Below are 21,345 nucleotides of genomic sequence, written 5' to 3'. Positions count from 1 at the left end.
TCCGGGGTGCGGGGCGGTTGCCTCGTTGACCATGTGATGGACACCACAGCCCTGTCGGGCCGGTTCCGCTACAACCTTCCGGGGCGACCACCGGTCACTCATGTACATCGGCGGACACCGCGCTCGGAGGGGGAGCGCGGTGTCCGCCGATGTCGTACCCGGCCGGTATCCGGCCTCAGTGCTCCGGTTCCGGTTGCCTCGGAGGTATTTCCGGGACGGCGAGGAACGGCAGCCGCAGCGCGCCGAAGGCGTCCTTCGGGACGGCCGGGCGGACCGGTTCCACGGCCGAGAGCCGGACGTAACCGGAGCCCTGGGCGGGGCGCGGGTCCTCCTCGCCGTTGTTCGGCCAGTACGACATGGCCCGCTCGGCCTGCGCCGTGATCGTCAGCGACGGGTTGACCCCGAGGTTGGCGGAGACCGCCGAGCCGTCGACCACCGAGATGCCGGGGTGACCGTACAGCCGGTGGTACGGGTCGACCACTCCCTCGGCCGGGTTCTCGCCGATCGGGCAGCCGCCGAGGAAGTGCGCGGTCAGCGGGGTGCCCATCAGCTCGCCGACGTTGCTGCCCGCGAACCCGTTGATCTCCTCGGCGAGCAGGGTCGCCGCCTCCGTGGCCTCCGCGATCTGTACCGGGTTGGGGGCGCCGTGGCCCTGCCGGGCGGTCAGCAGGCCCTTTCCGATCCCGCCGGGCTTGCGGTACGTGGTGAGGGAGTTGTCCAGGGACTGCATGACGAGCCCGATGATCGTCCGCTCGGACCAGCGCCGGTTGGAGAGCGAGCGCGCCAGTTGCACGGGATGCCTGGCGGTCCGCGCGAACCAGGCCCGGACCCGGTGCTTGCCGTACGGCACCTGGAGGATGGTCATGAACCCCATGGCGTTGGAGCCCTTGCCGTAGCGGACGGGCTCGATGTGGGTGTTCGCGTCGGGGTGCACGGACGAGGTGATGGCCACCCCGTGGGTGAAGTCGGCCCGGCGGCCCTCGCCGTGCCGCTTGCGGTAGCGCCGGTCGTCGGTCTGGGCGCCGACCAGGCCCTCGGAGTTGGTACGGGTCAGTTCCCCGAGCCGGTCCGAGAGCCGGGGCAGCTCGCCCCGGTCCTTCATCGTGTGCAGCAGGGTCTGGGTGCCGTACGTGCCGGCCGCGACGACCACGTACCGGGCGCGCAGCACCTTGGCCTTGCCGCGGCGGCGGTGGTCGGTGGGGACGGTGCGGACCCGGTGGCCGCCGTCGGGGTGCTCGGAGATCGCGGTGACGGTGGTCATGGGGTGGATGACGGCGCCGGCGCGCTCGGCGAGGTGCAGGTAGTTCTCGTTCAGGGTGTTCTTCGCGCCGTGCCGGCAGCCGGTCATGCACTCGCCGCACTCGGTGCACGCCTTGCGGGCGGGGCCCTTGCCGCCGAAGTAGGGATCGGCGACCTCCTCGCCGGCCCTGGCCCGCCGGCTGCCCTCGGCGTCCTCGCCGTCCCCGAAGAAGACGCCGACCGGGGCCATGTGGAAGGAGTCGGCGACGCCCATCCGTTCGGCCGCCGCCTTCAGGTGGACGTCCGAGGGGGTCGTCGTCGGGTTGAGCCGGACCCCCAGCATCCGCTTGGCCTGGTCGTAGTACGGGGCGAGTTCCTCGCGCCAGTCGGTGATGGAGGCCCACTGCCGGTCCTCGAAGAAGGCGGCGGGCGGCACGTAGAGGGTGTTGGCGTAGTTCAGCGAGCCGCCGCCCACCCCGGCGCCCGCGAGCACCATCACGTTGCCGAGCAGGTGGATCCGCTGGATGCCGTAGAGCCCGAGCGCCGGGGCCCACAGGTAGTTCCGCAGGTCCCAGCTGTTCTTCGGCAGGCTCTGGCGGGTGAAGCGGCGCCCTGCCTCCAGGACGCCGACCCGGTAGCCCTTCTCGGTGAGCCGCAGCGCCGAGACCGACCCCCCGAAGCCCGATCCGATGACGATCACGTCGTAGTCGTACGACACTGCGTTGCCTCCCGGGCGGTCGTGCCTAACGGAATCGGAGCGCCTTCATGACCTTCAGGCTGCGGGTCATGAACGCCGCGTACTTCTCGTCGTCCATGCCCAGCGAGGGGGCCATCGGGAGCAGCCGCTGGTGGGCGACGGTCTGCGCCTCGGTGTACTTGAGGATGCCCTCGGAGCCGTGCCGGCGGCCGAGGCCGGAGTCCTTCATGCCGCCCATGGGCGCCTGGGCGCTGCCGTAGGCCGGGGCGTAGCCCTCGTTGATGTTGACGGTGCCGGTGCGCAGGCGGGCGGCGACGGCGTGGCCGCGGCGCGCGTCCTTCGTCCAGACGCTGGAGTTGAGCCCGTACGAGGTGGCGTTGGCCTGCGCGACGGCCTCGTCCTCGTCGGTGAACCGGTAGATCGAGACGACCGGGCCGAAGGTCTCCTCGCCGCAGACCGCCATGGGGGTCTCGACGCCGTCGAGGATGGTGGGCTCGTAGAACAGCGGGCCGATGTCGGGGCGGGCGACGCCGCCCGCGACCAGGGTGGCGCCCTTGGCGACGGCCTCGTCCACGTGCCGTTGGACGGTCTCCAGCTGGCGTTCGCCGACGAGCGAGCCCATGTCGGCCCCGTACGCGAGGGAGTTGCCGAGCCTCATGGCCTTCGTGCGGGCGGCGAACCGCTCGACGAACGCGTCCGCGATCGACTCGTGGACGTAGAGCCGTTCGATGGAGATGCACAGCTGTCCCGCGGAGGAGAAGCAGGCGCGGACGGCGCCCGCCGCGGCCTTCTCCACGTCGGCGTCGCGCAGGACGAGCATGGCGTTCTTGCCGCCGAGTTCGAGGGTGACGCCGACGAGGCGGTCGGCCGCGCCCCGGGCGACCTCGCGGCCGGTACGGGTGGAGCCGGTGAACGAGACGTAGTCGGCGTGCCGGACCACCTCGGGGCCGACGACGGGGCCCTCGCCCAGGACGATCTGGAAGACCTCGGCGGGCAGACCGGCCTCGATCAGCAGGTCACGGGCCCACAGGGCGGTGAGCGCGGTCTCCGTGTCGGGCTTCATGACCACGGCGTTGCCGGCGACGAAGGCGGGCAGCGCATCGCCGACGGACAGTTCGAGGGGGTAGTTCCAGGGGGCGATCTGGCCGACGACCCCGCGCGGCTGGCGCAGCTCGGTGACCTTGGTGAGGGTGGGGATGGCGCCGGTGTGGCCCTTGGGACGCAGGTACGAGGGCGCCTTGCGGCCGTAGTGGCGAGCGGCGACCGCGACGGCCTGCACCTCCTCGTGGGCGTGCAGCCGGGCCTTGCCGGTCTCCAGCTGGATCAGGTCGAGCACCTCGGCCTGCCGGGCCAGCACCAGGTCGTGGAAGCGCAGCAGCACGGCGGCCCGGCCGCGTGCGGAGGCGGCGGCCCAGGCGGGCTGGGCGGCGCGGGCCCGGGCGAAGGCCTCGGCCACGTCCTCGGGCCCGGCCTCGGGCAGGTCCGCCAGTTTGTCCCCGGTGAAGGGGGTGTGGTTGGCGGTGCGACCGGATCCGATCACTCCGCGGGTCAGCCGGGCGACCAGGTCGGGGGTCACCACGTCGGCGGCGGTACGGGCGCCGGCCGGGGCGGCGGCCACCGGGTTGGTGGGCTGCGGTGCGGCGCGGAGGGGGGCGGCGGGGGCCTGCGAGTCCGTCATGGCGGTGAGCGTATTCCGCCTGCGGGCCTTTGGGTACCCGTGGGTAACCGGATTTTGACATTTCCGCCAGTGATCGCTGGCAGGATGGCCGGGCAAGGTGGCCGCACGGGCCCCCGGACCCCCGTCAGTCCGTCTTGGGCGGGGGCTGCCAGCCGCTGAGCACCGTGTCGAACTGCTGCCGGGTCTTCGCCCAGTCGGCGGCCGGGCTCGACATGTAGACCGCGTACTCGGTGTCGTCCGGGGCCACGTACATCTGCTCGATGGCCCGGCGCGGACCGGCGTGCGTGCCCTTCTCGGTCAGGGTGAACTCCCAGATCGCGGCGCGGACGGTGTCCCGGAAGCCGTTCTGCTCCAGCTTCTGCCGCTTGTAGTCCGACCGCTGCTTGAGCTGCTTCTCCAGGTCCAGCAGGTGCGTGTACGGGTTGTCGTAGTCCGGGGTCGAGTCGAAGGCGATCCGCACGAAGTGGTTGCCGTTGTCCGGGGTGTAGTCGATCTGCGTGCCGTTCATCTGGCGCTCCCAGCCCTCCGGGACGAAGAGCGTGAAGCCCGCCGGGTCGACGACCTTCTTCCAGCCCGCGGGCGGGGTGGCCGCCGCCTGCTGCTCGGCATCGTCGGGCTGACCCTGGTCGGGGGCGCTGACGTTCTTGTCCTCGCCCTCGGCCCTGCCCTCCGTGTACTTGAGGACCCCGAAGACCCCGCCGCCGCCGAGCAGCGCCGCGACCAGGGCCACGGCCGCCGCCCGCTTGATGCGGCCCGGGAACGGCACGGGGGCGGGGGCCGGGGGTGATTGCTCGGCGAGCACGGTCGTGCCGCCGGGTTCGCCGCCCGTCGGGGGCCGCGTCGGGGGCTCCTGGGCCGACTCCTCGCCCCCTCCCGCCTCCCGGGCGGCGGGGGACCGTTCCTCCGCGGTCATCGCACGCGTCGGGACGTACGCCTGGGCCGACTTCGGCTCCCGGCCCTCCATCGCCTCGATCAGCATCCGCTCGGCCTCCGACGCCGAGGGCCGCTCCGCGGGGTCCTTGCGCAGCAGCGCCGTGATGACGGGGCCGAGCGCCCCGGCCTGCCGCAGGGCGGGCGGCTCGTCGTTGACGACGGCCTGGAGACTGGAGATGGGCGAGGTGCGCCGGAACGGCGAGCGGGCCTCGACCGCGGTGTAGAGGGTGGCACCGAGCGACCACAGGTCCGAGGACGGGTCGGGGGCGCCGCCGGTGACCCGCTCGGGGGCCAGGTAGTCGATGGAGCCGACGAGTTCACCCGTGCGCGTGATGGACGAGTCGCCCTCGATCGCGGCGATGCCGAAGTCGGTGAGCAGGACCCGTCCGTCCTTGGCGAGCAGGACGTTGCCCGGCTTCACGTCCCGGTGCAGCACCCCGACGGCGTGTGCGGCCCGCAGGGCGCCCAGCACGTGCAACCCGATCCGGGCGGCCTCGCGGGGCTCGATGCGGCCCGCCGCCTTCGCCGCCTCGGCGAGGGAGGGCCCGTCGATGTACTCCATGACGATCCACGGGCGGTCGTCGTGCTCCAACACGTCGTGGACGGTCACGACCGCCGGATGCTGGATCCGGGCCGCGGCCCGGGCCTCCTTCTGCGTCCGGGCATGCATGACCTCCCGGTCGGCCTGGGCGACGTACAGACCTGCCGTCAGCTCCTTGACCGCCACGGTCCTGTGCAGCAACTCATCATGCGCGCGCCACACCTTGCCCATGCCGCCGCGGCCGATGGGCTCGACGAGCCTGTACCGGCTCGCGAGCACTGCACCCGCACCTGTCTGCTGTTCCACGAAACCTCGCCGCTCTGTGCACTTCGGGCCAGATTACGGAGCTTGCGCGCGATGCCGACACCGCGCGGGCGCGGTGAGACAGCACTGTGACGCAATCGCCGCATTGACATGCCGTCAGCGCTCTGTCAACCCCCTGGCTTGTAACTCCCCGTGGCCTTCTCGAAGACCTCGGTGACCCTTCCTTCCTCGTCCTGCGGTCCGGTCACCAGGACCACGTGGTAGACCCCACCCAACGCGACGACGAAGTTGCGCGCAACGACGCTGCGTCCCGCCGAGTCGATCCACGTGTACCGGCCGGTGACCCGCACCTGTTGGCCCACCGTGGTCGACTTGACGTCCCCACCGCTCGCCCAACTGGAATTACGGTACGGGGACAATTCCGGCTCCTTGTCCTTCTGGTACGTGAGCGGGTCCGGCCTGCCGCCCTCGACCTTGTCCCGTCCCGGCACCACCGTCAACACGAATTGCCCATCCACGTAACGGACCTGGCCCGCCTCGTTGATGCCGCGCCGTTCCCAGCCGTCGGGAACCGCCATCTCGAAGTGTTCGGGGTCCTGTTGGGTGGTGTAGCCGGGCGGAGCGGGCACGGGCGCCTTGCTCTGCGAGGCGGGCTTGGACTCCGGGGTGCCCGAGGGCGTCCGCCCGGGGCCCTGGCCGGACGTGGGCGGCGCGCTGGAGACGGGGGGTCGGGGAGTGGAACCGTCCGGCTCCCCCTGCGCCCGCTGGTCCGCGGAGCGGGGCATGAACAGCAGGGCGTACCCCACCGCCGCCGCGAGTAACGCGAGGACGCCGACCAGCAGGGTTCGCCCGAGGGAACGCGGCTTGCGGCGCGGGGCCTCCGCGCTGCGGTGGCGACCGTGCACGTCGCCGCGCCTGCGCACGACGGGCAGCCGCGTCGGGTCCGGGTCCGCCATCGGCAGCATCCCGAAGGCGCCGTCGGGTTCGGGAGCGGAGCGCACCAGCGAGCGCAGCCAGCCGCGCAGCTCCTCGAAGTCGGGTCGTTCGGTGGGGTCCTGGCGCAGCAGCGACTCGACGATCGGGCGCAGCGGACCGCATTCCTCGGCGAAGGCCGGGGGCTCGGAGCAGACCATCTCCACGAGGTCGGGGACGCTCTCCTCGGGGTACGGGGCGTGCCCCTGGACGGCGCGGTACAGGAGCGCGCCGAGCGCCCAGAGGTCGGTGGCGGGTCCGACGGGCGCGGCCAGTTGCCAGTGTCCGTGCACGGGGCCGGCCTGCTCGGGCGCCCAGCGCTCGGTGACTGCTCCCACGACGGCCATCCGGGTCTGCCGCGCGCGCTCGGCGTCCAGGCCGGTCCTTGGGCCACCGCCGCCGATGCGGGCGCCGGACCAGCCGTCGACGCCGACGGGCCGCGGGGCCGCCGGCGGGACCGGCTCGGGGACCGTGCGCGGGATCGGCCGCGGAGGTGCCGGGCGGGGCACGGCGACCCCGGTCCCGGGCCGAGGCTCGTCGGGCCGCACGACCGGGAAGGGGCCGGTGGGGTCCGGGGGTTCGGCTTGGCGGTACCCCTGGGGCAGGGCGAGCCGCGCGGGCAGCGCGGGCACGTTCACGGCGCCGGGTGACTCCGCGGTGTGCGCGGCCCCCGGGGCGTGCTCCGGCTCGGGGTCCGGCGGGTACGCGGGCTCCGGTTCCGGGGTCGGCGGGTACGCGGGCTCCGGCTCGGGGGTCGGTTCCCGCTCGGCGGCCGTGTCCTGGTCCGGCCGGCGGCGGGGGGTGGCCCCGTGCCAGGGCGCGGCCGGCGCGGCGGCCGGGCCCCCGTACGGGTACGAGTACCCCTGCGGCAGGTTCGAGCCCTCCGGGCGCGGCTCGGGTGCGGCGCCCGTGCCGGCCCTGCGTTCCTCCTCGACCTTGGCCGCGGCCGCCCGCGCGCCGGCCCGGTAGGCGGCGATGGTGCCGGCCCGCGCGGCGGCCTTGGCGTCGGGCCGCTCGGCGGAGGGCTCCGAGTCGGCCGCGGGACCCGCCTGGAGTGCCGGAAGCACCGGGATCGGGGGGCGTTCCGGGGTGATGTGGTCGGAGTACCGCGGCCCGGTGTCGTACCCCGGGGCCACCAGCGGGGCGTACTCGATGCCGGCGGACTCCCGCACGGGCGGAAGCGTCCGGGGTTCGGATCCGGCCTCGGACGCGGGCTCCGGGGCGGCCGGCGGCCGGCCGGGTCCGGGGATCCGGCCGTACGGGTCGGTCGCCCGCGGACCGAAGTCGAACCCCCGGCGCGCGGTTTCCCGGCCCGACGGGTCCGGCGCCGGCCCTTGGCTCGCCGGGTACCGGTCGACCGGCTCGGACGCGGGGAGTTCCGTACCGATCCCGGCGCCCTCGGGCACCGGGTCGTATCCGCAGAGGGCCTCCTCCGCGGCGCCCGCCGCGAGCCCCGTCAGGACGACCCGGCCGTCATCGCATATCAACACGGTCCGGACGGTGATGTTGCGGTGGGTCCAGCCGTGCGCGTGCAGCACCCGCAGCGCGGTCAGGACGTCGGCGGCCACCTCCGCCGCCCGATAGGGGGTCAGCGGCTCCTCGGCGATCAGGGCCGCCAACGGCCGCGCGGGGACGAGTTCGCTGACGATCCACAGCGAACCGCCCTCCGCGAAGACGTCGAAGACCTGGTCGAGGCGCGCGTGGTCGGGTACCGAGGCGGCGGCCTGCGCCGCCGCGATGGCCCGGCGCACGGCCGGGAGTTCGCCGGACGACCGGCGCCCGGTCGCCGGACCGCGCGTCCCGTCCAGCAGCTCCGCGTCCACGATCTCCGGCAACGGCACCTGACGGACCAGGACTTCCTGACCGCTGCGCGTGTCGAAGGCCCGGGTCTCGACGGGCTCGTACTCGTCCGACGGCGGCAGCGGCAGACGGTATCGGTCGGACAGGATCCGACCCGCGTAGTCCTCCACATCGCCTCCCCCGAGTGCGGTACCACCCCATGGTTCCCGCGGACACGATACGTCGCCCGGGGCGCCCGCGTCCCGGGCCTGGCAAGGCCCGCCCCCGCCCGGGGGACGACCCGGCTCAGCCCAGGGGCTGGAAGGTCTCGAATGCCGTGTTGCGCATCTGCGTGCACTCGGGGCCGTCCCACTGGTCGGCCGGGCAGCTGACCATGATGGCGTAGCCGTGCTTCCCGTCCACCTTGAAGCCGCGGTTCAGCACGTGGACCTTGATGCCCTTCTGCTCGCGCTCGAACTCCCAGTCCGCCGCGGTCGGATAGCCGCGGTAGTCCACGCCGTCCAACCGGATCAGGCGGTAGCCCGTGCTGCTGCCCTGGACGGCCGGGGCCAACTGGGCCCAGGCGAGACGTGCGTCGCCCGTCGGACTGTCGGTGAAGTCGACCTGGATGCGCGGGAAGCCGCCGTCGCGGCTGTATATGCCGCCGGAGCTCTCGCCGGCCGTGTCGGTCTGGTGGAAGCCCTCGGGCATCGCCATGGAGAAGTGGAACCGGGTGTCCGAGACCTTCGTGTAGCCGGCCGGCAGCCCTGTGCCCGGGGCGGCGCCCTGACCCTGTGTCTGGCCCGTGTTCTGTCCCTGTCCCTGGCCTTGTCCCTGCCCTTGGCCCTGGGCCTGACCCTGGCCCTGCCCCTGGCTCTGCGCGGGACTCTGCGCCGGGCTGGGCTCGCCGCTCTTCTTGCCCCCGCCGGATCCCCCGTTCGAGGACGCGTTGCCGGCGGAACCCGCCGACGCGCCGACGGCCGTCCCCGGGTTCGCGGACCCGGAGGCGGACGGCTTGGGACCGGCCTCGTCCTTGCCCTTGTCGTCGTCCCCGCTGACCGCCCACACGATCAGCGAGCAGATCACCGCCAGGACCACGACCACACCGGCGATGGCGAGCGCGATGGTGCGGCGCGACATCACATCGGTGAGCGACGCCGGGATCGGCTTGGGGCGGGACGACGGGGCCTCGGCCGCGGACGCCGTCGATGCGGCGGCGGCCGCGGTGGCGGCCTCCGCCGCGGCGGCCTTGCGGGCGGACTTCAGCGCCGCCCGGGTCCGCTCGCGCTGCTCGCGCTCGCGCCGCTCGCGTTCCTTCTTCTCCGCCTTCTCCGCGGCCTTCTCGGCGGCCTTGGCCGCCGCGGCGCGCTCGGCGGTGGCCTTGGCCTCGGCCTTCTCCGCCCTGTCCGCCTCGGCCTTCTCGGCTTTCTCGGCCTTCTCGGCCGCGATCCTGTCCGCCGCCTCCTTGGCGTCGGCGAGGGAGATCGCCTTGGTCTCCTCGACGGCCGGGGGCATCGCCGGCGCGGGCTCGGGGGCGTCGAGCACCGCCTTCAACATCGCCCGGGCGCGGTCGTCGTCGAGCCGCCCGGCGGGGTCCTTGACCAGCAGGCCGTAGATGACCTCGGTCAACGGACCGGCGTTCTTGGGCGGTTCCACCGGTTCGGTCATCACGGCGGTGAGGGTGGCGAGGGCGGAGCCCTTGTCGTACGGGGGCACGCCCTCGACGCAGGCGTACAGCAGGCCACCGAGCGACCACATGTCGGCGGGCGGGCCGGGCTTCTGGCCCCGGGCGCGCTCGGGAGAGATGTAGGAGGGGGCGCCGACGAGCATGCCGGTGGAGGTGACGGAGGGGTCGCCCTCGACCTGCGCGATGCCGAAGTCGGTGAGCACGACACGACCGTTGTCCGCTATGAGCACGTTGGACGGCTTCACGTCACGGTGCAGGATGCCCTGGTCGTGGGCGGCGCGCAGTACGTCGAGGACGGCGAGCCCGACCTCGGCCGCGCGGCGGGGCGTCAGCGGGCCGCGCTCGCGCACGAACTCGGCGAGGGAGGGGCCCTCGATGAGTTCCATGACGATCCACGGGCGGCCGTCCTCGTCCACGACGTCGTAGACGGTGACGGCGCCGCCGCTGCGGATCCGTGCGATCGCCTTGGCCTCGCGAAGGGTGCGGGTGATGAGGCGGCGCTTCTCGTCCTCGTCCACGCCCATGCTGAAGCGAAGTTCCTTGACGGCGACCGTCCGCCCGAGGATCTCGTCCTCGGCGCGCCACACGGTGCCCATGCCGCCCTTGCCGAGGACGGACCCGAGCCGGTACCTGCGGGCGAGCAACCGCCCTTCGTCCTGACCGGATTCCGCCGTGGCCGCCGCGCTCTTCGCGCCCTCGGGGGACCGCTGTGCGGGCACGACCTCGGGCCTCCCGGCCCCGGTCCTGACCGGGTCCGGCTTCGCCGGGGCGGGCTTGGCGGCCTCGGGCCCGCCAGCCTCGGGCCGGGCGTCCTCGGGATCGGCGGAGGCCACCTTGACGGCCGACGCGGGTTCCGCCTTCGCGGCGGGGGCCGCCTTGGCCAGGCTCGGCCCGGCCGGGGTGGACTTCGCCCCGGACGGACCCGGCTTCGGCGCGGCGGGCTTCGCGTCCCGCGGCCCGTCACCCGGCGGGGTGTCCGCCTTCGCGGCGGTGGCCCCGGCCGGGTTCGGCTTCGGCTTCGCGGCGCCGGGCTTCACACCCTCGGGTTCCGCCGCGGGCTCGGCCTTGCGCGGGCTCGGCTTCACACCCGCCGGCTCGGTGCTCGGTTCGGCGCTCTGCGCCTTACCCGCGGAATCCGGCGACTCGGTGTGCTCCGGCTTCGACATGCGTCCCCTCTGCGATCGTGCAGCCTGCCCGGCTGCCCCGGCAGCCGCCGAGGGGCACGGTAACCCGCCCCGGCAGAAACCTCATTGTTGCTCACTCCGCAACGGACGGGCGCCCCGGGGCAACGGTTCCCCCCTCCGCATCCCGGAGTTACAACGGAACGATGTCGGGAGCTCCCAGCCTGGCCGCGTCCGCCGTCAGGTCGTCCGGTTGGCGCTGCGATTCCCGTTCCGCTTGCACTCGCTTCTCGTAGTGCTCGACCTCGTTCTCGATCTGCTTCTTGTCCCAGCCCAGCACCGGAGCCATCAATTCCGCACACTCGCGCGCCGATCGCGTGCCCCGGTCGAAGGTCTCGATCGAGATCCGCGTCCGACGCGTCAACACGTCGTCCAGGTGCCTGGCCCCTTCGTGCGAAGCCGCGTAGACGACTTCCGCCCGCAGATAGTCCTCTGCCCCCGTGAGCGGCTCGGCCAACCCCGGATCCGCCACGATCAGGTCGAGCAGTTCCTCCGTCAGCGACCCGTACCGGTTGAGGAGGTGTTCCACCCGCGCCACGTGGATGCCCGTGCGCGCCGCGATCCGGGCGCGGCCGTTCCACAGGGCCCGGTACCCCTCCGCGCCCACCAGCGGGACGTCCTCGGTCACGCACTCCGCGACCCGTTGGTCCAGCCCGTGCACCGCCTCGTCCACGGCGTCCTTGGCCATCACCCGGTACGTCGTGTACTTGCCGCCCGCCACCACGACCAGCCCCGGCACCGGGTGGGCCACCGTGTGTTCGCGCGAGAGCTTGCTGGTCGCGTCGGACTCGCCGGCCAGCAGGGGCCGCAGGCCCGCGTAGACGCCCTGGACGTCGTCGCGCGTCAGGGGGACCGCCAGCACCGAGTTCACGTGCTCCAGCAGGTAGTCGATGTCCGCGCTGGACGCCGCCGGGTGCGCCTTGTCGAGGTCCCAGTCGGTGTCCGTGGTGCCGACGATCCAGTGGCGTCCCCAGGGGATGACGAAGAGCACGGACTTCTCCGTGCGCAGGATCAGCCCGGTGGAGGAGTGGATCCGGTCCTTCGGGACGACCAGGTGGATGCCCTTCGAGGCCCGTACGTGGAACTGGCCGCGCTCCCCGATCAGCGCCTGGGTGTCGTCAGTCCACACCCCGGTGGCGTTGACGACCTGCTTCGCGCGGATCTCGTACTCGCCGCCGCCCTCCACGTCCCGCACCAGCGCGCCGACCACCCGTTCACCCTCGCGGAGGAAGCCGACCACCCTCGCCCCGTTGGCGCACTGCGCCCCGTACGCGGAGGCCGTTCGAACCAATGTGGTGACGTACCGGGCGTCGTCCATCTGGGCGTCGTAGTACTGCAGGGCGCCGACCAGGGCGTCCTTGCGCAGCGCCGGCGCGACCCGCAGCGCGTGCTTGCGCGAGAGGTGCCGGTGGGTGGGGAGCCCGCGGCCGTGCCCGCTGGAGAAGGACATCGCGTCGTACAGGGCCACGCCCGAGCCGGCGTAGAGGCGCTCCCAGCCCTTGTGCTGGAGCGGGTACAGGAACGGCACCGGCTTGACCAGGTGCGGCGCGAGTCGCTCCAGCAGCAGCCCGCGTTCCTTCAGGGCCTCGCGGACGAGGGCGAAGTCGAGCATCTCCAGGTAGCGCAGTCCGCCGTGGATCAGCTTGCTGGAGCGGCTGGACGTGCCCGAGGCCCAGTCCCGTGCCTCGACCAGCCCGGTGGACAGGCCTCTGGTGGCCGCGTCGAGCGCGGTGCCGGCGCCGACCACTCCCGCGCCGACGACCAGCACGTCCAGCTCCCGTTCGGCCATCCGGGCAAGTGCCTCGGCCCGCTGAACCGGTCCCAGTGTCGCTGTCCTCACGGCTGCCTCCCGTTGCTGCGGGGGAATCCCCGCTCGATGCGGGTGATCCCGCTCACATTCCCCGCTGTTGATTCTGACCGTCCGCACTCACATCGGCCACCGCCTGTGGACAACACAACGGCAGCCACCACCTCACAATGCGACATATCTGTCATATATACGCCTAGTCTGACATTGCGCCTGCTCCAGCCCTCCACAGGACTTGCGCGCCCAGCCCCCTCATGCAAGGGAAGGGAAGGGACGGCACCTCCATGCCCGCAGATCTCGCCGTCATCGGACTCGGCCACCTCGGCCTCCCTCTCGCTCAGGCGGCCGTCGCCGCCGGAATCGAGACCGTCGGCTTCGACAGCGGTCCGGCCACGGACAGCACCCTCACCGCCGCCGAGATCCGCCGCATGTCGGCGGCCGGCTTCCGGGTCACCACCAACCCCGCCGAACTGGGCCGGGTCCGTACCGCCGTCATCTGCGCCCCTACCCAGCTCGGCGCCGATCGTGCGCTCGATCTCTCCGCTGTCGGCGACGCGGGCCGTGCGCTCGCCGCCCGGCTGCGCCCGCACACCACCGTCATCCTGGAGTCCGCCGCCCATCCGGGGGTCACCGAGGACTACCTGCGCCCGATCCTCGAAGCCGGATCCGGGCTGCGCGCGGGCCGGGACTTCCACCTGGCCTACTCCCCCAGCCGGCACGACCCGGGCAACCGGACGCACGGGATCTCCAACACCCCCAAGGTGATCGGCGGCCTCACCCCCGCCTGCACCGAGTCCGCGCACGCCTTCTACGCCCGCCTCACCGAGAAGGTGGTGCGCGCCCGCGGCCTGCGCGAGGCGGAGACCGTGCAGCTGCTGGAGACCAACTACCGGCACGTGAACATCGCCCTCATGAACGAGATGGCCGTCCTCTGCCACGACCTCGGGGTCGACCTGTGGGACGTCATCCGGTGCGCCGAGACGAAGCCGTACGGGTTCCAGGCGTTCCGCCCCGGCCCCGGCGTCGGCGGCCACGGCGTCCCGCTCGACCCGAACTACCTCCCCCACACCACCCGCACCCCCGGTCACCCGCTGCGCATGGTCGGCCTGGCCCAGGAGATCAACAACCGGATGCCGCAGTACGTCATCCAGCGCTCCGCCGCCCTGCTGAACGAGCACGGGAAGTCCGCCCGCGGCGCCCGGGTCCTGCTGCTCGGGGTGACGTACAAGCCGGACCTCGCCGACCAGGAGGGCTCGCCGGCGCGCGAGATCGCCAGCCGGCTCATCGACCTCGGGGCCCAGATCAGCTACCACGACCCGTACATCCCGGCCTGGCGGGTCCGTGACCAGCCCGTCCCGCGCGCCGACTCGCTGTACGAGGCCGCCGCCCACGCGGACCTGACGATCCTGCTCCAGCACCACCGCACCTACGACCTCCAGGGCCTGGCGGTCAAGGCGCAGCTCCTGCTGGACACCCGGGGCGCCAGCCCGATCGGCGCGGCGCACCGCCTCTGACGCCCCCACGCCACGCCCGGAGCGGCCCTCGCCGGCCGCTCCGGGGCCGGCGGGCGGGGGTCCCCCGATAAATCCCCCGCCGAATGTCAGGGCCTGCTGTTAGCCTGCGGCGTTCTTATCTCGCACATACGTCCCCGGTGGACACCGGTTGACCCAGACGTGTGCCGTGTTCCCTGGGGGGATTTCTCATGAGCCAGCAGTTCCAGCCGCCCGCGCCCGATTCCTACACCGCCGCCCCCGCTCCCGCCGCGGCGCGCGGCGGCAACGTCGGCCTCGGCATCCTCGCCGCCGTCGTCGTCGCCCTGGTCGCCGCAGGCGCGTACGGCGGCATCATGAACGCCATCGACCGCCAGGTCGGCTACGTCGCGGTCGGCGTCGGGCTCCTCGTCGGCCTCGCCGCCGGCAAGGTCGGCGGCAGGAACCCGGCCCTCCCCGTGGTCAGCGCGATCCTCTCGATCGGCGCCGTCTACCTCGGCCAGCTGTTCTTCATCGCGCTCGCGCTCGCCGACTACGCCCACATCGGCGTCGCGGACGTTCTGAGCGACCCGGGCATCGGCGGTCTGAACGACATCTGGAAGGAATCGGCCGAGGCCATGGACTACCTCTTCCTCGGCATCGGCGGCTTCGTCGCCTTCGGCGCGGCCAAGAAGGTCAGCGACTGATTCCCGGTCCCGCGTACGCCGGAGGGCCGGCGCCCCGATCGGGGCGCCGGCCCTCCGGCGTACGGCGTGGCAGTCGGTCAGCGGCGGTGCTGAGAGTCCGCGACGGTGACCTCGACCCGCTGGAACTCCTTGAGCTCGCTGTAGCCGGTGGTGGCCATCGAGCGGCGCAGCGCGCCGAAGATGTTCATGGAACCGTCCGGGGAGTGCGACGGGCCGGTCAGGATCTCCTCGGTGGTGCCCACCGTGCCGAGGTCGACCTTCTTGCCGCGCGGCACGTCCTCGTGGACGGCCTCCATGCCCCAGTGGTTGCCCTTGCCGGGCGCGTCCGTGGCACGGGCCAGCGGGGAGCCCATCATCACGGCGTCCGCGCCGCAGGCGACGGCCTTCGGGATGTCGCCCGACCAGCCCACGCCGCCGTCGGCGATGACGTGCACGTAGCGGCCGCCGGACTCGTCCATGTAGTCGCGGCGGGCTGCGGCCACGTCCGCGACGGCGGTGGCCATCGGGACCTGGATGCCGAGGACGTTGCGCGTGGTGTGCGCGGCGCCGCCGCCGAAGCCCACCAGCACGCCGGCCGCGCCGGTGCGCATCAGGTGCAGGGCCGCGGTGTAGGTGGCGCAGCCGCCGACGATGACCGGGACGTCCAGTTCGTAGATGAACTGCTTGAGGTTCAGCGGCTCCGCGGCGCCGGAGACGTGCTCGGCGGACACCGTGGTGCCGCGGATCACGAAGATGTCCACGCCGGCGTCGACGACGACCTTGGAGAACTCGGCCGTGCGCTGCGGGGACAGCGCGGCGGCGGTGACGACGCCCGAGTCGCGCACCTCCTTGATGCGCTGCCGGATCAGGTCGGCCTGGATGGGCGCGGCGTAGATCTCCTGGAGGCGGCGGGTGGCGGCCTCCTCGTCGAGCTCGTTGATCTCGTCGAGCAGCGGCTGCGGGTCCTCGTACCGGGTCCACAGACCTTCGAGGTTCAGCACGCCGAGGCCGCCGAGCTCGCCGATGCGGATGGCGGTCTGCGGGGAGACCACGGAGTCCATGGGGGCGGCCAGGAAGGGGAGCTCGAAGCGGTACGCGTCGATCTGCCAGGCGATCGAGACCTCCTTCGGGTCCCGCGTACGCCGGCTCGGGACGATGGCGATGTCGTCGAACGCGTACGCCCTGCGGCCGCGCTTGCCGCGCCCGATCTCGATCTCAGTCACGTGTGGTGGCCTTTCCTCTGGGTCTGCCCGTCCAGTATCCCCGAACCCCGGGGGCCCGCGTTCCGGTGACCGCCGTACGGACACGCTCCACCCGGGCGCGGACGCGATCCCCGGGTCCGGGAACGGTGAAGGGCGGCCCCGGATCAACCGGAACCGCCCAGTTCACGCGTGTGTGGGGGCCGCTCAGCCCTTGCGGGAGTAGTTCGGCGCCTCGACCGTCATCTGGATGTCGTGCGGGTGGCTCTCCTTGAGGCCCGCCGAGGTGATCCGGACGAACCGGCCGCGGTCCTGCAGCTCGGGAACCGTGCGGCCGCCGACGTAGAACATCGACTGGCGCAGGCCGCCGACGAGCTGGTGCACGACCGCGGAGAGCGGGCCGCGGTACGGGACCTGGCCCTCGATGCCCTCGGGGATGAGCTTGTCGTCGCCGCCCACGCCCTCCTGGAAGTAGCGGTCCTTGGAGAAGGACTTCTGCTCGCCGCGGGACTGCATCGCGCCCAGCGAGCCCATGCCCCGGTAGGACTTGAACTGCTTGCCGTTGATGAAGAGCAGTTCGCCCGGGGACTCCTCGCAGCCCGCGAGCAGGGAGCCCAGCATCACCGTGTCGGCGCCCGCGACCAGGGCCTTGGCGATGTCGCCGGAGTACTGGAGGCCGCCGTCGCCGATGACCGGGACGCCCGCGGCCTTGGCGGCCAGCGAGGCCTCGTAGATCGCGGTGACCTGCGGGACGCCGATGCCGGCGACGACGCGGGTGGTGCAGATGGAGCCGGGGCCGACGCCGACCTTGATGCCGTCGCAGCCGGCGTCGATGAGCGCCTGGGCGCCGTCGCGGGTGGCGATGTTGCCGCCGATGACGTCGACGGAGGAGTTCGACTTGATCTTGGAGACCATGTCGCCGACGAGCCGGGAGTGGCCGTGGGCGGTGTCGACGACGATGAAGTCGGCGCCCGCCTCGATCAGGGCCTGGGCCCGCTCGTACGCGTCGCCCGCGACACCGACGGCCGCGCCGACGAGCAGCCGGCCGTCCTTGTCCTTCGCGGCGTTCGGGTACTTCTCCGCCTTGACGAAGTCCTTGACGGTGATGAGGCCCTTGAGGGTGCCCGCCTCGTCGACCAGCGGAAGCTTCTCGATCTTGTGGCGGCGCAGCAGCTCCATGGCGTCCACGCCGGAGATGCCGACCTTGCCGGTGACCAGCGGCATCGGGGTCATGACCTCGCGCACCTGGCGGCTGCGGTCCGACTCGAAGGCCATGTCGCGGTTGGTGACGATGCCGAGGAGCTTGCCCGCCCCGTCGGTGACCGGGACGCCGGAGATGCGGAACTTGGCGCAGAGCTGGTCGGCCTCGCCGAGGGTGGCGTCCGGGTGCACGGTGATCGGGTCGGTGACCATGCCGGACTCGGAGCGCTTCACGAGGTCGACCTGGTTCGCCTGGTCGACGATGGAGAGGTTGCGGTGCAGGACGCCGACGCCGCCCTGGCGGGCCATCGCGATGGCCATCCGCGCCTCGGTGACCTTGTCCATGGCCGCGGACAGCAGCGGGACGTTGACGCGGACGTTGCGCGAGATGAGGGAGGAGGTGTCGATCTGGTCCGGCGCCATGTCCGACACGCCGGGGAGCAGCAGCACGTCGTCATACGTGAGGCCGAGTGTGGCGAATTTGTCGGGCACTCCATCGGCGTTCACAGTCATGACACCTTCCCAAATGGTCTTGCTCAGCGCGGATGTCCATGCTAACGGGATCGCGACGCGTCTCATTCCACGACCAAGGTCAAGGAGAAGTTTCGTCGTTTCCTACTACTGGACTCCGCTGCCGGGCCCTGCCCCGGACCGCGGTCGGCGGTCTACTGCTCCGCCAGTGCCCGGAGTCGACTGAGCGCCCTGTGCTGAGCCACGCGCACCGCTCCGGGGGACATCCCGAGCATCTGCCCGGTCTCCTCGGCGGTCAGGCCGACGGCCACCCGCAGCACGAGCAGTTCGCGCTGGTTCTCGGGCAGGTTGGCCAGCAGCTTCTTGGCCCAGGCGGCATCGCTGCTGAGCAGCGCCCGCTCTTCCGGGCCGAGCGAGTCGTCGGGCCGCTCGGGCATCTCGTCCGACGGGACCGCCGTGCTCCCCGGGTGCCGCATGGCGGCCCGCTGGAGGTCGGCGACCTTGTGCGCGGCGATGGCGAAGACGAAGGCCTCGAAGGGGCGTCCGGTGTCCCGGTAGCGCGGCAGCGCCATCAGGACGGCGACACAGACCTCCTGCGCGAGGTCCTCGACGAAGTGACGAGCGTCACCCGGTAGTCGGGAGAGCCGGGTGCGGCAGTAGCGGATCGCGAGGGGATGGACGAAGGCCAGCAGATCGTGCGTGGCCTGCTCGTCGCCGTCCACGGCCCGGCGGACGAGAGCGCTGACCGCCCCGGCTCCGCCGCCCTTGGCAGTGCCGGTGGAGCCTGTGGCCGCGGGTGACCCCGGGGCCTCGTCGTCGCGCATCAATCCATGGTGCCTTGGCGCGGGTGCATTCGCGGCACCGTGGTCCTTGTTGTGCATCGAAGCGTTATGAGCGGGTGCGCCAGTACTCATCGCCTGCGCCCTCCCCTCCGCTCGGCCCGAATGGTCCCTAGGCCACATCTTCGAGAATGCGGCACACCCTCAAGGATGCGGCATCGCGCACGAAGCGACACGTCCCCCGGATTGTGCCCCGCCAATCCCCGGTTTCGCACCGGGTCCGGGCGGGACACTCTCAACGGTCCGCGATCAGCGGACCAGGCCCCATCGGAACCCGAGCGCCACGGCGTGCGCCCGGTCCGAGGCGCCCAGCTTCTTGAACAGCCGACGGGCGTGCGTCTTGACCGTGTCCTCGGAGAGGAAGAGCTCTCGCCCGATCTCCGCATTGGACCGGCCGTGGCTCATGCCCTCCAGCACCTGGATCTCGCGCGCGGTGAGCGTGGGCGCGGCGCCCATCTCGGCCGAGCGGAGCCGGCGCGGGGCCAGTCGCCAGGTGGGGTCGGCGAGGGCCTGGGTGACCGTGGCCCGCAGTTCGGCGCGCGAGGCGTCCTTGTGCAGGTATCCCCGGGCGCCGGCGGCGACCGCGAGGGCCACGCCGTCCAGGTCCTCGGCGACCGTCAGCATGATGATGCGGGCACCGGGGTCGGCCGAGAGCAGCCGACGGACCGTCTCGACACCGCCCAGGCCGGGCATCCGTACATCCATCAGAATCAGATCGGAGCGGTCGGCACCCCAGCGGCGGAGGACTTCCTCGCCGTTGGCTGCCGTCGTCACACGCTCGACGCCGGGCACGGTGGCAACCGCGCGACGGAGCGCCTCTCGGGCAAGCGGGGAGTCGTCGCAGACGAGGACGGATGTCATGACCGCCCTCCGCAGCTGCTGATGCGCGTCACCTTGAGCCTCCAGGCTGGTACGTATCGTCACCTGTGCGGTCGATGCCCCCGGACACCTGTCCGAGAACTTATTGGTTCAACCGCCTTCGCACTCTCAACGATGGTCACTCGAAAGAGTTACGGGTCAGACGGACACCTTCGGCACTCTACGTGAGGAAGCGATCACGACGTCGGAGGCGCGGGCGGCCTGTCCTCCATCTGGAGCTATGCCCTATTTGGCGGCTTTCCTTCCGTTTGGCACGTGTCTGAGGCTAGATTCCCAATGAGTCATATTTACATCTACTCCGACAGTAGGTGTGGAGACATGGACCGTATCCGCCTCAGTACCGGCACCAAGAGGGACTACCAATGGCAGATTTCTCCCGCCTCCCCGGACCGAACGCCGACCTCTGGGACTGGCAGCTGCTGGCTGCCTGCCGCGGGGTCGACAGCTCCCTCTTCTTCCACCCGGAAGGCGAGCGGGGCGCGGCCAGGAGCGCGCGCGAGGCCTCGGCTAAAGAGGTCTGCATGCGCTGCCCGGTCCGTTCGGAATGCGCCGCGCACGCCCTCGCCGTCCGCGAGCCCTACGGGGTGTGGGGCGGCCTCACCGAGGACGAACGCGAAGAGCTGATGGGTCGAGCCCGGCACCGCCTGATCCCCGCGTCGAGCACGATCGGCCCGATCGCACCGCACTAGCCGGTTCGCACGAAACGCCCGAAGGAACGTTTCCTCGAATCCGTGACGCTCGCGCGCGCGTCACGGACCCCCCGGGCCCGGTCCGTCACCCGCCCGGCCGTACCGCCGTACGGCAGGCGCCCGACGGACCGCCCGGCGGGGGCCACCCGGCCCTCGCCGGCGCCCGTCAACGCGTCGCGGCCCGCTCCAGCTGGGTCAGCGTCGCCGCCACCGCCGGGACCCTCGCCAGGTCGGTCAGGGTCAGCGCCACGACCTCCCGCTCCACGGCGGGCTCCACCGCCACGGTGCTCACGCCCTTGGCCCGTACCGACTCCACGGCGAGCTCGGGCAACACCGCCACGCCGAGCCCCGCGCCCACCAGGCCGACCACGGCCGGGTAGTCGTCGGTGGCGAAGTCGATGCGCGGGGTGAAACCCGCGTCCTCGCACACCTCCACCAGGTGCCGGCGGCAGCGCGGGCAGCCCGCGATCCAGGGCTCGTCGGCCAGTTCCGCCATGCCCACCCGCTCGGCCCCGGCCAGTCGGTGCCCCTCGGGGACCAGTCCCACGAGGCGGTCGGTGAGCAGCGGGCGCACCACGAGGTCCTCCCATTCGGCCGCGGAGGTCGACGAGCCCCCGTACCGGAAGGCCAGCGCCACGTCGCAGTCGCCCTCGCGGAGCATCTCGACCGAACGCGGCGGCTCGGCCTCGACCAGGGAGATCCGGGTGCCCGGGTGCTCGGCGCGCATGGCCGCCAGCGCGGTCGGCACCAGCGTGGAACTGCCGCTGGGGAAGGAGACCAGCCGCACCCGGCCGGCGCGCAGCCCGGCGATGGCCGCGACCTCCTCCTCGGCGGCGGTCAGGCCGGCGAGGATTCCGGCGGCGTGCCGGACCAGGGCCTCACCCGCCTGGGTCAGGCGCATCTCCCGGCCCGTACGGATCAGCAGCGGGGTGCCGGCGGACTGCTCCAACGCCTTCATCTGTTGGGAAACGGCCGGTTGGGTGCAGCCCAGCTCGCGGGCGGCGGCGGAGAAGGAGCCGGTCCCGGCGACGGCGCGCAGGACCCGGAGATGACGTGCTTCGATCACCCTTCGAGCATAAGGGCATCTTTGACCGTAGGGCCAATGTTCGGCGGACCCTTTGAGGAGCCTCGCCCG

14 protein-coding genes are annotated in these 21,345 nt (G+C 72.4%); 3 read left to right on the top strand and 11 right to left on the bottom strand.

Annotated features, from left to right (window positions below; all coding sequences use genetic code 11):
• Nucleotides 1-175: 175 nt before the first annotated feature.
• From OHA84_RS22055 to OHA84_RS22030, 6 genes are all read right to left on the bottom strand, one after another.
• The gene (locus OHA84_RS22055) at nucleotides 176-1,957 is read right to left on the bottom strand and encodes a GMC family oxidoreductase N-terminal domain-containing protein (RefSeq protein WP_053682573.1); all 1,782 of its coding nucleotides are present in this window, start codon (nucleotides 1,955-1,957) and stop codon (nucleotides 176-178) included.
• 25 nt (nucleotides 1,958-1,982) lie between these two features.
• Nucleotides 1,983-3,614, bottom strand: a complete 1,632-nt coding sequence (locus tag OHA84_RS22050) for a succinic semialdehyde dehydrogenase (RefSeq protein WP_266970124.1) — start codon at nucleotides 3,612-3,614, stop codon at nucleotides 1,983-1,985.
• 124 nt (nucleotides 3,615-3,738) lie between these two features.
• The gene (locus tag OHA84_RS22045; protein WP_266970126.1) at nucleotides 3,739-5,394 is read right to left on the bottom strand and encodes a serine/threonine-protein kinase; all 1,656 of its coding nucleotides are present in this window, start codon (nucleotides 5,392-5,394) and stop codon (nucleotides 3,739-3,741) included.
• A gap of 125 nt (nucleotides 5,395-5,519) precedes the next feature.
• Nucleotides 5,520-8,294, bottom strand: coding sequence for a serine/threonine protein kinase (locus tag OHA84_RS22040; RefSeq protein WP_266970128.1), 2,775 nt, complete (start codon nucleotides 8,292-8,294; stop codon nucleotides 5,520-5,522).
• A gap of 115 nt (nucleotides 8,295-8,409) precedes the next feature.
• Entirely contained in the window at nucleotides 8,410-10,956 is a 2,547-nt protein-coding gene (locus tag OHA84_RS22035; RefSeq protein ID WP_266970130.1) for a serine/threonine protein kinase, read from the bottom strand.
• A 148-nt stretch (nucleotides 10,957-11,104) separates the two neighbouring features.
• Nucleotides 11,105-12,811, bottom strand: coding sequence for a glycerol-3-phosphate dehydrogenase/oxidase (locus OHA84_RS22030; protein WP_053682577.1), 1,707 nt, complete (start codon nucleotides 12,809-12,811; stop codon nucleotides 11,105-11,107).
• A 251-nt stretch (nucleotides 12,812-13,062) separates the two neighbouring features.
• Here OHA84_RS22030 and OHA84_RS22025 point away from each other — a divergent pair, with 251 nt between their 5' ends.
• Together OHA84_RS22025 and OHA84_RS22020 are read left to right on the top strand one after the other, a co-directional pair.
• A complete protein-coding gene (locus tag OHA84_RS22025; protein WP_053682578.1) occupies nucleotides 13,063-14,292 on the top strand; it encodes a nucleotide sugar dehydrogenase in 1,230 nt (409 codons plus the stop codon).
• Nucleotides 14,293-14,480: 188 nt separating this feature from the next.
• Nucleotides 14,481-14,954 carry a hypothetical protein gene (locus OHA84_RS22020; protein WP_053682579.1) on the top strand — a complete coding sequence of 158 codons (474 nt, stop codon included), beginning with the start codon at nucleotides 14,481-14,483 and terminating at the stop codon, nucleotides 14,952-14,954.
• Nucleotides 14,955-15,031: 77 nt separating this feature from the next.
• On the opposite strand, the gene OHA84_RS22015 is transcribed toward OHA84_RS22020, so the two are convergent.
• The 4 genes from OHA84_RS22015 to OHA84_RS22000 all read right to left on the bottom strand — a co-directional run bounded on the left by OHA84_RS22015 (nucleotide 15,032) and on the right by OHA84_RS22000 (nucleotide 19,503).
• Nucleotides 15,032-16,156 carry a GuaB3 family IMP dehydrogenase-related protein gene (locus tag OHA84_RS22015; protein ID WP_053682580.1) on the bottom strand — a complete coding sequence of 375 codons (1,125 nt, stop codon included), beginning with the start codon at nucleotides 16,154-16,156 and terminating at the stop codon, nucleotides 15,032-15,034.
• Between the two features lie 183 nt (nucleotides 16,157-16,339).
• The gene (gene guaB, locus OHA84_RS22010) at nucleotides 16,340-17,845 is read right to left on the bottom strand and encodes an IMP dehydrogenase (RefSeq protein ID WP_053682581.1); all 1,506 of its coding nucleotides are present in this window, start codon (nucleotides 17,843-17,845) and stop codon (nucleotides 16,340-16,342) included.
• 152 nt (nucleotides 17,846-17,997) lie between these two features.
• Nucleotides 17,998-18,627 carry a sigma-70 family RNA polymerase sigma factor gene (locus OHA84_RS22005; RefSeq protein WP_078999499.1) on the bottom strand — a complete coding sequence of 210 codons (630 nt, stop codon included), beginning with the start codon at nucleotides 18,625-18,627 and terminating at the stop codon, nucleotides 17,998-18,000.
• A gap of 264 nt (nucleotides 18,628-18,891) precedes the next feature.
• A complete protein-coding gene (locus OHA84_RS22000; RefSeq protein ID WP_003948568.1) occupies nucleotides 18,892-19,503 on the bottom strand; it encodes a response regulator transcription factor in 612 nt (203 codons plus the stop codon).
• A gap of 380 nt (nucleotides 19,504-19,883) precedes the next feature.
• Here OHA84_RS22000 and OHA84_RS21995 point away from each other — a divergent pair, with 380 nt between their 5' ends.
• Nucleotides 19,884-20,210: a WhiB family transcriptional regulator gene (locus OHA84_RS21995; RefSeq protein ID WP_030230767.1), complete on the top strand. Its 327-nt coding sequence runs from the start codon at nucleotides 19,884-19,886 to the stop codon at nucleotides 20,208-20,210.
• A gap of 166 nt (nucleotides 20,211-20,376) precedes the next feature.
• Here the strand turns inward: OHA84_RS21995 and OHA84_RS21990 are convergent, their stop codons facing one another.
• Nucleotides 20,377-21,276, bottom strand: a complete 900-nt coding sequence (locus OHA84_RS21990) for a LysR family transcriptional regulator (RefSeq protein WP_053682582.1) — start codon at nucleotides 21,274-21,276, stop codon at nucleotides 20,377-20,379.
• Between the last annotated feature and the right edge of the window lie 69 nt (nucleotides 21,277-21,345).

The organism is Streptomyces sp. NBC_00513 (assembly GCF_041431415.1).
Classification (GTDB): Bacteria; Actinomycetota; Actinomycetes; order Streptomycetales; family Streptomycetaceae; genus Streptomyces.
The sequence above is the reverse complement of the archived record's forward strand: the minus strand, read 5'-3'. Positions and strand labels throughout refer to the sequence as shown.

What these genes read in the sequence shown, in the direction of transcription:
- OHA84_RS22050 (WP_266970124.1), bottom strand. Translation starts at nt 3,614, where the DNA reads ATGACGGACTCGCAGGCCCCCGCCGCCCCCCTCCGCGCCGCACCGCAG.
- OHA84_RS22035 (WP_266970130.1), bottom strand. Translation starts at nt 10,956, where the DNA reads ATGTCGAAGCCGGAGCACACCGAGTCGCCGGATTCCGCGGGTAAGGCG.
- OHA84_RS22025 (WP_053682578.1), top strand. Translation starts at nt 13,063, where the DNA reads ATGCCCGCAGATCTCGCCGTCATCGGACTCGGCCACCTCGGCCTCCCT.
- OHA84_RS22020 (WP_053682579.1), top strand. Translation starts at nt 14,481, where the DNA reads ATGAGCCAGCAGTTCCAGCCGCCCGCGCCCGATTCCTACACCGCCGCC.
- guaB (WP_053682581.1), bottom strand. Translation starts at nt 17,845, where the DNA reads ATGACTGTGAACGCCGATGGAGTGCCCGACAAATTCGCCACACTCGGC.
- OHA84_RS22005 (WP_078999499.1), bottom strand. Translation starts at nt 18,627, where the DNA reads ATGCGCGACGACGAGGCCCCGGGGTCACCCGCGGCCACAGGCTCCACC.
- OHA84_RS22000 (WP_003948568.1), bottom strand. Translation starts at nt 19,503, where the DNA reads ATGACATCCGTCCTCGTCTGCGACGACTCCCCGCTTGCCCGAGAGGCG.
- OHA84_RS21995 (WP_030230767.1), top strand. Translation starts at nt 19,884, where the DNA reads ATGGCAGATTTCTCCCGCCTCCCCGGACCGAACGCCGACCTCTGGGAC.